Source organism: Duganella margarita, assembly GCF_009857535.1.
GTDB lineage: Bacteria > Pseudomonadota > Gammaproteobacteria > Burkholderiales > Burkholderiaceae_D > Rugamonas > Rugamonas margarita.
In genome coordinates, this window is record NZ_WWCS01000003.1 from 361,052 (window position 1) to 374,620 (window position 13,569).

Below are 13,569 nucleotides of genomic sequence, written 5' to 3' on the forward strand. Positions count from 1 at the left end.
CAAGAGAGTTTATGACTCAAGACTTCTTCCAGACCTTCATCCTGCTGGTGCTGGTGACCGACCCGTTCGGCAATGTGCCGCTGTTTGCCAGCGTGCTCAATCCGGTGCCGGTGGCGCGCCGGCCGCGCATCGTCATCCGCGAATGCGGCATCGCCTTCGTGCTGCTGCTGATCTTCATGTTCTTCGGCCGCCACTTCCTCGCAGCGCTGCACCTGTCGGAAGTGGCGCTGCGCATCGGTGGCGCCGTGATCCTGCTGCTGATCTCGATCCGCATGATCTTCCCGCATCCGGATGGGGTACTGGGCCGCACCGACGGCGCCGAGCCGTTCATCGTGCCGCTGGCGATCCCGGCGCTGGCCGGACCGTCGGCGCTGGCCACGGTGCTGCTGTTCTCGCGCGAGAGCACCGGCGAGGTGCTGGTGCACGTGGCGGCGCTGGCGGCGGTGGGGGTGGTGTGGCTGCTGGTGTTCCTCAGTGCCGAGAAGCTGCAGAAAGTCCTCGGTCCGCAGGTGATGACCGCCTTCGAGCGCCTGATGGGCCTGATCTTGACGGCAATGTCGGTCGAAATGCTGTTGAGCGGCATCCGCGAATTTGTGAAAACGTTATAAAAAAGCTTTGGTGCTCGCATGAAAATGCGAGTACACTTTATTTTAAGGTGATGTAACCGGTTACATTTATGATTGAAATGACCGGTTTTATTTTTCGACCACAATGTAATCGGTTACATTTTCAAAAGGGCGCAGCATGGCGGTAACCATCAAGGATGTAGCACAAGCGGCCGGCGTGTCGGTGGCGTCGGTGTCGCGCGCGCTCAACGGCCACGCCAGCATCACCGACGACACCCGCAAGCACGTGCTGGACGTGGTCAAGCGCATGCGCTACATGCCGCACGTTGGCGCGCGCAGCCTGACCACCAGCACCACCAACACCATCGGTGTATTACTGCCGGACCTGTACGGCGAATTCTTCTCCGAGATGATCCGCGGCATCGACGGCGCCGCGCGCCGCCACGGCCTGCACCTGATGGTCTCCAGCCTGCACGGCGATGCCGACGAAGCGGCGCTGGCGTTGCGCGCCATGCGCGGCCGCGTCGACGGCCTGCTGGTAATGTCGCCGCACGTCGATGCGGCCTTCCTGTCCGACAACCTGCCGGACGAACTGCCGATCGTGCTGATGAACACCGCCAGCGGCGGCGCCCACTATCCTTCGCTCTCGGTCGACAACTACAGCGCTGCCCACGCCATGGTGGCGCACCTGGTGGCCTGCGGCTACCAGGACATCGCCTTTCTCGCCGGCCCGGCCGGCAACTACGAAGCGCAGGAACGCCTGCGCGGCTACCACGCGGCGCTGGCGTCGCTGGCACCGGCCGCGCAGCCGCGCGTGTTCGACGGCGACTTCTCCGAGCAGTCCGGCGAAGCGGTCGGCCGCGCGCTGCTGGCCATGCCGGCCGGCCAGCGTCCCCGCGCGCTGTTCGCCGCCAACGACATGATGGCCATCGGCGCGCTGTTGACGCTGACCCAGGGCGGCCTGCAGGTGCCGCGCGACATGGCGCTGGCCGGCTTCGATGATATTCCGATCGCACGGTATGTCAGCCCGGCGCTGACCACGGTGCGCGTGCCGATCGCCGATCTGGGCTTGCAGTCGCTGGAGCGCCTGCTGGCCGCCATCGGCCATACCGGACGCAGTGAGGCCAGCATGGCAACGCTGGCCGCCGAACTGGTGCTGCGCGCCTCGACGGGAGAGTCCAGTTCACCTTAAGCAGTCCTGTCACACCACAGCTTCATGACCTAGATACATACAAAAAAATCAGGAGACACCCATGAAAACGACACACCGCATTCCCGCACTCCGCCTATCCGTCATGGCGGCCGCGCTGGCCGCCGCCTTGCTGGCCGCCCCTTACGCCAGCGCGCAATTGAGCAGCGCCACCATCCAGGGCCAGGTCACGCGCGGCAGCGCGGCCGCCGCCGGCACCCCGGTGACGGCGGTCAACCAGGCCAACGGCTACGCCTACAACGCAGTCACGCGCGCCGATGGCAGCTATGTGCTGACCGGCGTGGCGCCGGGCACTTACCAGATCAAGGTCGGCGACCAGCAATCGGAACTGGTCACCGTCAGCGTCGGCCAGACCAGCCAGGTCGACCTGCAACTGCATGACGGCATGACGCAGGTGGTGATCACCGGTTCGGCCACGCGGCGCGACGTCGCCGGCTCCGAGGTCGGTACCTCGGTGTCGCGCCAGCAGATCGAGAAGCTGCCGCAGGTCACGCGCAACTTCCTGTCGTTCGCCGACCTGGCGCCGGGCGTGCGCTTCGACGTTGACCAGAGCGGCAACGTCAAGCTGCAAAGCGGGTCGCAGAACCAGGACAACGTCAACGTCTTCATCGATGGCGTCAGCCAGAAGAACAATATCCTGCGCGGCGGCGTGTCCGGCATCGATTCGAGCCGCGGCAATCCGTTCCCGCAGTCGGCGGTGGCCGAGTACAAGGTCATCTCGCAGAACTACAAGGCCGAGTTTGACCAGGTGTCCAGCGCCGCCATCACCGCCGTCACCAAGTCGGGCGGCAACGAGCTGCATGGCGACGCCTTCTGGGACCACACCGGCACCAACCTGACCGCGCTCGATCCGTTCCAGAAGACCGCCGAAGCGCAGGGCGTGGCGCGGCCGGCATCCTCGCAGGACCAATACGGCATGACGCTGGGCGGGCCAATCAAGAAAGACGTGGCGCATTACTTCTTCGCCTACGAAGGCAAGAAGATCGACAGCCCGCGCCAGGTGATTTTGCAGCGCACCGATTTGCTGCCCAACGCCGGCATCGTGCCGTCGCTGCTGGCGCAGCAGGGCGCCACCGTGTCCACCTTCAAGGAAAACCTGTTCCTGCTGAAGATCGACGCGCAGATCGGCGACGACCAGCGCGTGGAGGCCACCGCGCGCATCCGCCGCGAGACCGACCAGATCCCGGAAGACGCGAAACTGAGCGTGGCCGAGAATACCCTCAGCCGCAGCAACGACGAAGACCGCTTCGACTTCAAACACGAATGGACCGGCAACGGCTTCCTCAACGAAGCGCGGCTGGGCTACGAGAAGTACACGTGGAATCCGCATTCGACGGCGGCCACGCCGTATATCCGCTACCAGGTCTCGCCCAGCAACAGCGACAACAACGTGGTGGACGTGATCATCACCGGCGGCTCGCCCAACAACCAGTTCCGCGAGCAGCGCGGCGAAACCGTGCAGGACGATCTGACCTACACCGGGTTCAAGGGCCACACCATGAAGGGCGGCTTCAAGGTCAAGCATATCAGCTACGACCTGTCCGGCACTGCGCGCGCGGTGGACCAGCTGTATGAACGGATCGATACCGTCACCGGCCTGGCGAGCATCATCCGCACCGATGGCGCGATTCCCGCCTCGGGCGTTGACTTCGACAACAACCAGTACGGCATCTACTTCCAGGACGACTGGCAGGTCAACAACAAGCTGCTGCTGAACCTCGGCCTGCGCTACGACTACGAAGACAATATGCTGAACGACAGCTATGTCACGCCGGCCGACCGCGTGGCCATCTTCAACAAGCAGGATCCGCGCGACGGCGCGCCGGCAGGGCAGACGTATGCGCAGTCGCTGGCCAAGGGCGGCGTCAACATCAACGACTACATCAGCACCGGCAACAGCCGCAAGCCGTTCAAGAACGCCTGGGCGCCACGGCTCGGACTTTCGTACGACATCAATGGTGACCGCGCCTCGGTGCTGTTTGCAGGCTGGGGCCGGGCGTACGACCGCACCATCGCCAACCACGCGCTGGACGAGGCACAGAAAAATGCGCAGGCCGGGGGCGAAATCTGGATGATCAAGAACGACCACAAGATGGCTTACACCGACCAGTACAGCTTCGGCCTGCGCCAGGCGCTGGGCATCTGGAACGGCGAGGCGGGCTACACCAACTCGCGCAGCCATAACCAGTTCAACTGGTTCGGCGGCAACCGCGACCCGCAGGGCGGCTGGGGCACGCAAAGCCCGATCGATCCGCTGTTCGGCTCCGTGCCGGGTTATTCGACGCTGGTGCTGGGTGACTTCATCAGCCAGGCCAAGACCGACTCGGTCTACCTGAAAATGGATAAGCCTTACAGCAAAGCCTCGACGTGGAGCCTGGGCGCGACCTATACCTACAGCCGCGGCGAGACCACCAACAAGGAATGGACCAACAATATCTTCAACTGGACCTACGGTCGCTACCCGTACGCTTGGAATCCTTCGACCGATGTCGAGCGCCACCGGCTGGTGGTGGCCGGCGTGTCGGATGGCTGGCTGCCATGGGGGCTGATGATGTCCGGGAAGCTGACGCTGGGCTCCGGCCTGCCGTACCGCATCACCGATTGCTCGACCGGCTTTAACCAGTGCGTGTCCGCCAAGGGCGAGGGCAGCGCCTTCCATCAGGTGGACGTGGGCTTGTCGAAGGAGGTGGCGTTCCGCTTCGGCCGTGTGTCGCTGCGCGCGGACGTGCTTAACCTGTTCAACAGCATCAATTACGGCGGCTACGATGGCTGGGGCGGTGGACCGGGCAATCCGCAGAACCGCCTTGGCGGTGACAATAAAAACCTTGGCACGCCAAACTCCATCGGCGGTCCGATGCGCACCGTGAAATTCAGCGCCCGTTATGCTTTCTGAGTGCCTTATGCGAAACCGTACCGTTCTGAATTGGCTGCTGGCCTCCTGCACGCTGTTGGGCGCTGGGCCGGCGCCGGCCCGCGATACCTCCCTGCCGCCGGTGTTCGACGATATCGAACAGCGTACTTTCCGGTTTTTTTGGGAGACCACCAACCCTGCCAATGGCCTGGTGCCGGACCGGTATCCGACGCCGTCTTTCTCCAGCGTGGCGGCAGTGGGCTTCGGCCTGACCGCGTATCCGATCGGCGTCGAGCGCGGCTACATCACGCGCCAGCAGGCGCGCGACAGGGTGCTGGCCACGCTGCGCTTCTTCCGCAATGCGCCGCAGAGCGATGGCAAAGGCATGGTCGCCAGCGGCTACAAGGGTTTCTTCTATCACTTCCTCGACATGAAGACCGGTCTGCGCTACAACGACAAGGTGGAATTGTCGACCGTCGACACCGCGCTGTTCCTGGCCGGGGCGTTGTTCTGCGAGTCCTATTTCGACGGCAGCGACGCCGGCGAGCAGGAAATCCGCAAGCTGGCCAAGGAGATCTACGAACGCGTCGACTGGACCTGGGCGCAGACGCGCAAGCCATCCATCGCTCTCGGATGGGAACCGGAGTCCGGCTTCCACGGCTACGACTGGAAAGGCTACAACGAAGCGATGCTGATCTATGTGCTGGCACTCGGCTCGCCAACGCATCCGGTGCAGCCGGACGCGTGGAAAGTCTGGACCAGCACTTACGACAAAAGTCTGCAAGGCCAGCGTGGTGAAGAGCATCTCGGCTTCCCGTCGTTGTTCGTGCACCAGTACAGCCATGTGTGGATCGATTTTCGCGGCATTCGCGACGAGTACATGCGCGGGCGTGGCTACGACTATTTCGAGAACAGCCGTCGCGCCACCTACGCCCAGCAGGCCTACGCGGTGGCCAATCCGCTGCGCTGCAAGGGCTATGGCCAGAACGTCTGGGGCATCACCGCCAGCGACGGCCCGGTCGACAAAGTGTTGGAGTACAACGGCACGCAGCTGCCGTTCCGCACCTATTCGGCGCGCGGCATCGGCGGCCTGAAAGCGTATGACGACTGCACGCTAGCGCCGACCGCCGCTGCCGCGTCGCTGCCGTTCGCGCCGGAGATCGTGGTGCCTGCGGTGCTGGAGATGAAGCAGCGCTATGGTGACTTTATCTACGGCGAATACGGTTTCTATGACGCCTTCAATCCCAGCTTCACCTACAACGTGCCGGTGTCGCAAGGGCAGGTAGTGGCAGGCAAAGGCTGGGTGGACAAGGATTACCTGGGTATCGACCAGGGGCCGATCATCGCCATGACGGAAAACTACCGCAGCGAGCTGGTATGGCGCGTCATGCGCAAGCATCCGGCCATCCGCCTTGGACTGCAACGCGCCGGCTTTACCGGCGGCTGGCTGGAAAAATGACGCGTCGCTTTTCCATTGCAATGCTGCTGTCGCTGGCCACGCTGCTTTCGTCCTGCACGCAGCGTCCGGAGCAGGGCGTGGTGCTGAAGTTCTGGGCGATGGGCCGCGAAGGGGAAGTGGTCACGGCGCTGATTCCGGAATTTGAACGCACGCATCCCGGCGTGCGGGTCGAAGTCCAGCAGCTGCCATGGACCGCCGCCCACGAAAAGCTGCTGACCGCTTTTGCCGGCGAGGTGATGCCGGATGTTTTCCAACTCGGGAATACCTGGATACCGGAGTTTGAAGTGCTGAACGCACTGGCGCCCCTGGACGGTCATGTCGCCGCATCGGCGGTGGTCAGGCAGGACGACTACTTCCCCGGCATCTGGGACACCAATGTGGTGAACGGCAAACTGTGGGGCCTGCCGTGGTACGTCGACACGCGCGTGATGTTCTATCGTAAGGACATGCTGAAACGCGCCGGCTTCGACACGCCGCCGCAAACCTGGGCGGCATGGATGAAGGCGATGACTGCTATCAAGCGCATCGTCGGTCCGGACAACTACGCCATCCTGCTGCCCAGCGACGAATTCGAACCGCTGCTGGCATTGGCGTTGCAGCAGGACGAGCCGCTGCTGCGCGACGGCGACCGCTATGGCAATTTCCGCAGCGCCGGCTTCCAGCGCAGCCTTCAGCTGTATGCCGATATGTATGCGCAGAAGCTGGCGCCGCTCAACCGCATCACCAATGTCTATCATGAATTTGGCATGGGCTATGTATCGTTCTACATCTCCGGCCCGTGGAATATGGGCGAGTTCAAACGCCGGCTGCCGGCAGAACAGCAGGACAACTGGATGACCGCCATCCTGCCGGGACCATCGGGGCCGGCTGCCTCGGTGGCCGGCGGCTCCAGCCTGGTGCTGGCGTCGTCCTCGCGGCACAAGGCCGAAGCATGGCAATTGATCGAATATCTTTCGCGCACCGACAGCATGGCGCGCTTCAATGAATTGACTGGCGACCTGCCGCCGCGCCGCAGCAACTGGACCATGCCCAAGCTGGCCGGCGATGTGTACGCGCGCGCCTTCGCGCAGCAATTCGAACGGGTGCGGCCAACGCCCAAAGTGCCGGAGTGGGAGCAGATCGCCACCGAGATGCGGCTGGTGGCCGAACGCGTGACGCATGGTGAACTGACTGTCGCCCAGGCTGCTGCACTGCTGGACGCCAAGGCCGACCATATACTCGAAAAGCGCCGCTGGATGCTGGCGCGGAAGGAGGCGCGATGAATTCGCAACGTGCTGCCTGGTGTTTCGTCGCGCCGGCGCTGTTGGTCATCAGCGTGTTTTTCTTCCTGCCGGTGCTGGCCGCGCTGATCATGAGCCTGACCGATTTCGACATCTACGCGCTGGCCGATCTGCGTAACCTGCGCTTTGTCGGCCTGCGCAACTACGTCCAGCTGCTGCAAACGCCGCTGTTCTGGCAGGCGCTGGGCAATACGCTGTACTTCGTGGTGGTCGGCGTGCCGCTGTCGATCGCGGCCTCGCTGGGCGCCGCGCTGCTGCTGCATTCGCGCCTGACGTGGTTCAAGGGCCTGTTCCGCACCGCGTTCTTTGCGCCGGTTGTGACTTCGCTGGTGGCGGTGGCCGTGATCTGGCGCTACCTGCTGCACACCCGCTACGGCATGATCAACTACGGCTTGCAGGAACTGGGACTGCCGGCCATCGACTGGCTCAATGATCCGCAATGGGCGATGCCGGCGATTATCCTGTTCGCGGTGTGGAAGAACTTCGGCTACAACATGATCATCTTCCTGGCGGGGCTGCAAAGCATTCCCGAGGATCTGTACGAAGCGGCAGGGCTGGACGGCGCGGGCACGTGGCAGCAGTTCCGCTACGTCACCTGGCCGATGCTGGGGCCAACGCTGCTGATGGTGAGTATCCTCAGCATGACCGGCTACTTCCAGCTGTTCGCCGAACCGTATGTGATGACGCAGGGCGGGCCGGTGCAGAGCACCGTCAGCGTGCTGTATTTCATGTATGAGCAGGGCTTCAAATGGTGGAACCTGGGCGCCGCATCGGCGGTGGCGTTCGTGCTGTTTGCGATCATGTTCTGCGTCACGCTGCTGCAACTGCGCGTTGCCAAGGGAGGCGAGGTATGAAGCCGCGCGCCTTGCTGCTCAATGGCCTGATGCTGGTCGCGGGCTTGCTGACGCTGTTCCCGTTGCTGTGGATGTTGTCGTCGTCGCTGATGACGCCCGGCGAGTCCAGTGCATTTCCGTTGCAGGTGTTGCCAAAGTCGCCGACGCTGTTTAACTATCGCGAGTTGTTCAGCCATGCAGGCATCGGCCAGTACCTGCTGAACAGCGTACTGCTGTCGTGCGCGGCGACGGTGCTGTCGCTGCTGTTCAATGTCAGCGCCGGCTATGCTTTCGCCAAGCTGCGCTTCCAGGGGCGCGAACGGATCTTCAAGGTGATGCTGGGCGCGCTGGTGATTCCGAGCCAGGTGGCGATGCTGCCGCTGTTCTTGCTGCTGAAATATATGGGACTGGTGAACACCTACGGCGCAGTGCTGGTGCCGGCGATGGCGGGCATCTTCGGCATCTTCCTGGTGCGCCAGTACGCGTTGACCATACCGGACGCCCTGCTGGAAGCGGCGCGCATGGACGGCGCCAGCGAGTTCCAGATATTCCGCATCATCGTGCTGCCGCTGCTGACGCCCATCCTGGTCACCTTGGGCATCTTTACTTTCCTCGGCACCTGGAACGATTTCATGTGGCCCCTGATCGTCTTGACCGACAAGGAACTCTACACGCTGCCGGTGGCGCTGGCGTCGCTGTCGCGCGAGCATGTGCAGGATAATGAACTGATGATGGCCGGCTCGGTGTTGACCGTGCTGCCGGTGCTGCTGCTGTTCCTCGGCCTGCAGCGCTACTACATCCAGGGTTTGCTGGTGGGGAGCGTCAAGGGATGAAGATGTTGCGCGCATTCCTGGTCTTGATGCTGGCGGTGGCAAACGTCGCCGCCGCGTCGCCGCGCATGCTGGATGACTTTTCCAATGTCGCCGCATGGCAGGCGCAGGCCTCCGACGGCGTGCAAGCCCACGCCAGCGCCGCCGGCGGCGGCCTGCGGCTGGACTTTGATTTCGCCGGCAAGGGAGGTTACGCCTTCGCGCGCCGCAGCCTGCCGTTGGATTTGCCGGACAATTACGAGATATCGTTCTACGTGCGGGCGGAGGCGCCGGTTAACCATTTCGAATTCAAGCTGACCGACGCCAGCGGCGATAACGTCTGGTGGTTCCAGCAGCAGGACTATAACTTCCCGCAGCAGTGGCAACTGGTGCGGATCAAGAAGCGCCAGATCGCTTTTGCCTGGGGGCCGACCAAGGACCGCAACCTGACCCACGCCGACAAACTGGAATTCGTGATCAGCGCCGGCAGCGGTGGTGGCAAGGGTTCGGTCTATCTGCGGCAGTTGAGCATTCGCGAATTGCCGCCGGCGCCGGCGGCCTGGCCGCAACTCACGGCGCGCGCGTCGTCCGCATTGCCGCATGGCGGCGCCGCGCTGGTAGTGGATGGCAAGCCAGGCAGCGCGTGGCTCAGCGCTGGCGGCGAGCAGCAGCTGATCATCGATTTGGGCGCACAGCGCGAGTTCGGCGGCCTTGTGCTGCACTGGCAGGGGCGCCGTTACGCCAGCCGCTATGACGTCGACCTCTCAGACGACGGCAAGCAGTGGCGCACGGTGCGCCGCGTCACCGCAGGCAATGGCGGCGACGATCCCTTGCGCTTGCCGGAGTCGGACACGCGCTACATTCGGCTGGCGATACACGCCGGCCCCGCCGCAGGCTACGCGCTGGCCGAGGTGGAATTGAAAGACCTGGCCTACGGCGCGACGCCGAACCAGTTCCTGTCGGCGGTGGCCGCCAACGCGCCGCGCGGCCTGTATCCGCGTGGCTTCAGCGGCCAGCAGCCTTACTGGACGCTGGTTGGTGTTGACGGCGGCGGCGATCACAGCGCGCTGATTTCCGAAGACGGCGCGCTGGAGGCGAAGCAGGGCGGCTTTTCGCTGGAGCCATTTGTCCTCGATGGCGGCCGGCTATTCAGCTGGGCCGACGTGCAGGCCAGCCAAAGCCTGGAAGACGGCTATCTGCCGGTACCGACGGTGACATGGCGCCATCCGGGATGGGCGCTGAACGTCACCGCTGCCGCTGCGGGCACGCCGGCGTCGTCGCAACTGCTGGCACGCTACACGCTGACCAATCTTGATGCGAAGGCGAAGAAGCTGACGCTGGTGCTGGCTACGCGGCCGTTCCAGGTCAACGCTCCGCGCCAGTTCCTCAACACGCCCGGCGGCTACAGCGCGATCCACGATCTGCAATGGGATGGCAAGGCGCTAACTATTAATGGCAGCGGCAAGGTCTATCCGCTTACGCAGCCGGCCAGCGTCGCCCTGGCCTCGTTCGATGCGGGCTTGCTGCCGACCGCGCATCGGCCGCCGACCCGCAACGCGCAATCGCAGGCGCTGCACGACGACGTCGGCATGGCGTCCGCAGCGCTCAGCTATGACGTCACGCTGCCACCGCTCGGAAGCGTCGTGCTGGGCGCCGTGTTACCGATGGCAGGCGAATCGGCCAACCCAGCATCCGCTGATCCGGCGCCACAGGGCGATCCTGCCGTCTGGCTCACCGGGCGGCAGCAGCAGGTCGCCGCTGACTGGCGCGCCAAACTCAATCACGTCAAGCTCTCGTTGCCAGCCGCCGGGCAGCACATGGCTGACACGCTGCGCTCCTCGCTGGCCCACATCCTGATGACGCGCGAGGGCGATGCACTTCAACCGGGAACACGCTCCTATCGCCGTTCCTGGATACGCGACGGCGCCATGATGTCCGAAGCGCTGCTGCGCCTCGGTCAAGCGGAAACCGCCGCCAGCTATTTGCGCTGGTACGCGCCGTACCAGTTCGACAACGGCAAGGTGCCATGCTGCGTGGACCGGCGCGGCGCCGATCCGGTGCCGGAGAACGACAGCCATGGCGAGCTGATATTCCTGGCTGCGGAATTTTATCGCTACACGCAGGACAAGGCGGCATTGGGGGCCGCATGGCCGCGCATCGAAGCGGCCGCCAATTACATGGAAACGCTGCGCCAGTCCGAACGCACGGCAGCCAACCGCGCCGCCGGCCGGGAAGCGATGTTTGGCCTGATGCCGGCGTCGATCAGCCACGAAGGCTATTCGGAAAAGCCCATGCACTCCTACTGGGACGATTTCTGGGCCATGCGCGGCTACAAGGACGCCGCCGACATCGCCGGCATCCTTGGCCACACCGGCGCCGCGCAAAGGCTGGCCGCGCAGCGTGACGAATTTCGTCACGACCTGTATGCCTCGCTGGCGGCCAGCACGCGCGCGCACGGTATCGACTACCTCCCAGGCGCCGCGGAGCTGGGCGACTTCGATCCGACATCCTCCACCATCGCGCTGACGCCGGGCGGCGAACAGCAGCACCTGCCGCCGGCAATGCTGAAAGCGACCTACGAAAAATACTGGGACTTCTTCCGCGCGCGCCGCGACGGCAGCAAAGCCTGGGAAGACTACACGCCCTATGAACTGCGCAATGTCAGCGCCTTCATCCGCCTGGGCTGGCGCGATCGCGCCGCCGAGCTGCTGGACTACTTCTACGCCGACCAGCGTCCCCGCGCCTGGAACCAGTGGGCCGAAGTGGTGGGCCGCGACCCGCGCGCGCCGCGCTTCCTGGGCGACATGCCGCACGGCTGGATCTCATCCGACTACGTCCGCGCGGCGCTCGACTCCTTTGCCTACGAGCGCGAAGCCGATCACGCGCTGCTGCTGGCAGAAGGCGTGCCCACCGCTTGGCTGGCCGGTGACGGCGTCGGCCTGCAAGGCCTGCGCACACCCTACGGGCCGCTGAGCTACACGCTGGCGCAGCAAGGTGGCCGGCTCACGCTGCGCATCGCGGCGATGCGCGAGATGCCGCCCGGCGGCTTGATTTACACCTGGCCATGGCCTGGCGCTCCAACTGCGGCAAGCCTCAACGGCCAGCCGGTGACATGGCAAGGCCGCCAGATCGCCATTACCAGTCTGCCAGCGGTCCTGCATATCGATGGCGCACCGTTTTAACTTTCAGGGATACCGACACATGAGCAAACCGATTCATTTTCCGCCTGATTTCATTTGGGGCAGCGCCACATCCGCTTACCAGATCGAAGGCTCACCGCTGGCCGATGGCGCGGGGCCAAGCATCTGGCAGCGCTTCTGCGCGGTGCCCGGCAATGTGCGTGACGGCGACAACGGCGACATCGCCTGCGACCACTACAACCGCTACAAGGAGGACGTGGCGCTGATGGCCAGACTGGGACTGAAAGCCTACCGCTTCAGCGTATCGTGGAGCCGCATCCTGCCGCAGGGGCGTGGGGCGGTCAATCAGGCCGGCCTGGATTTCTACGGCAAGCTGATTGACGAATTGCTGGCAAACGGCATCGAGCCGATGGTGACGCTGTATCACTGGGACCTGCCGGCGGCGCTGGACGATCGCGGCGGCTGGCTCAACCCCGACATTGCCGACTGGTTCACCGACTACGCGCGCATCCTGTTCCAGGCTTTCGATGGCCGCGTCAAATCCTGGGCCACGCTGAACGAACCATGGGTGGTAACGGACGGCGGCTATATGCATGGCACGCTGGCGCCGGGCCATCGCAACCTGCACGAAGCGGCGCTGGCCAGCCACAATCTGATGCGCGCACACGGCAGCGCCGTCAAGGCCTACCGCGAAATCGGGCGACATCAGATCGGCATCGTCGTCAACATCGAACCGAAGTATCCGGCCAGCCAGTCGCAGGAAGATCTTGACGCGACCCGCCGTGCCGACGCCTATATGAATCGTCAGTACCTCGATCCGATTTTCCTTGGCACCTACCCGGCGGAACTCAAGCAGATGTTCGGCGACGCCTGGCCCGACTGGCCGGCGGCCGATTTCGATCTGATCGGCCAGCAGCTTGACTTCGTCGGCATCAATTACTACACGCGTAGCGTGGTGCGCAACGAGCCGTCCAACTGGCCGCTGAAGGTGGCGCCGGTACGCCAGCCGCAAGCCACGTACACCGAAACCGGCTGGGAAGTCTTCCCGCAGGGACTCACCGACACACTGACCACTTTCACACAGCGGTATGGCTCTATGCCGGTGTACATCATGGAAAACGGTTCAGCGTTCTACGACCCGCCGAATGCGGAGAATGGCCGGGTGCACGATCCGCTGCGGGTCGATTGCCTGCGCAAGAATATGCAAGCCTTGAGCAATGCGCTGGCGCAGGGCGTGGACGTGCGCGGCTACATGGTGTGGTCGCTGCTCGACAACCTTGAGTGGTCGCTGGGCTTTGCCAAGCGCTTCGGCATCGTCCATGTGAATTTTGAAACGCAGCAGCGCACGCTGAAAGATAGCGCCTACCTGTATGCCGATATCGTCGCCAGCAATGGCGCCTGTCTGAACCCAACTGTATAAC

At 63.9% G+C, this 13,569-nt stretch carries 9 protein-coding genes; all 9 read left to right on the top strand.

The features are described from left to right. The first annotated feature begins 11 nt into the window (after positions 1-11). Positions 12-608, top strand: coding sequence for a MarC family protein (locus tag GTP55_RS06475; RefSeq protein ID WP_161044115.1), 597 nt, complete (start codon positions 12-14; stop codon positions 606-608). A gap of 136 nt (positions 609-744) precedes the next feature. Continuing rightward, the gene (locus GTP55_RS06480; protein WP_161044116.1) at positions 745-1,758 is read left to right on the top strand and encodes a LacI family DNA-binding transcriptional regulator; all 1,014 of its coding nucleotides are present in this window, start codon (positions 745-747) and stop codon (positions 1,756-1,758) included. Between the two features lie 61 nt (positions 1,759-1,819). Continuing rightward, the gene (locus tag GTP55_RS06485; RefSeq protein ID WP_161044117.1) at positions 1,820-4,669 is read left to right on the top strand and encodes a TonB-dependent receptor; all 2,850 of its coding nucleotides are present in this window, start codon (positions 1,820-1,822) and stop codon (positions 4,667-4,669) included. A gap of 7 nt (positions 4,670-4,676) precedes the next feature. Further along, positions 4,677-6,086: a glucoamylase family protein gene (locus tag GTP55_RS06490; protein ID WP_202423592.1), complete on the top strand. Its 1,410-nt coding sequence runs from the start codon at positions 4,677-4,679 to the stop codon at positions 6,084-6,086. After that, positions 6,083-7,348: a sugar ABC transporter substrate-binding protein gene (locus tag GTP55_RS06495; RefSeq protein WP_202423594.1), complete on the top strand. Its 1,266-nt coding sequence runs from the start codon at positions 6,083-6,085 to the stop codon at positions 7,346-7,348. The genes GTP55_RS06490 and GTP55_RS06495 overlap by 4 nt, the downstream gene beginning before the upstream one ends. Further along, positions 7,345-8,220 (top strand): carbohydrate ABC transporter permease, encoded by an 876-nt coding sequence (locus tag GTP55_RS06500; protein ID WP_161044119.1) that lies wholly within the window; start codon positions 7,345-7,347, stop codon positions 8,218-8,220. Before GTP55_RS06495 ends, GTP55_RS06500 begins: the two co-directional genes overlap by 4 nt. Then, positions 8,217-9,032: a carbohydrate ABC transporter permease gene (locus GTP55_RS06505; RefSeq protein ID WP_161044120.1), complete on the top strand. Its 816-nt coding sequence runs from the start codon at positions 8,217-8,219 to the stop codon at positions 9,030-9,032. Before GTP55_RS06500 ends, GTP55_RS06505 begins: the two co-directional genes overlap by 4 nt. Before the next feature lie 2 nt (positions 9,033-9,034). Beyond that, positions 9,035-12,190, top strand: coding sequence for a discoidin domain-containing protein (locus tag GTP55_RS06510; protein WP_202423596.1), 3,156 nt, complete (start codon positions 9,035-9,037; stop codon positions 12,188-12,190). Between the two features lie 19 nt (positions 12,191-12,209). Next, entirely contained in the window at positions 12,210-13,568 is a 1,359-nt protein-coding gene (locus tag GTP55_RS06515; RefSeq protein WP_161044122.1) for a GH1 family beta-glucosidase, read from the top strand. Position 13,569: the final 1 nt, after the last annotated feature.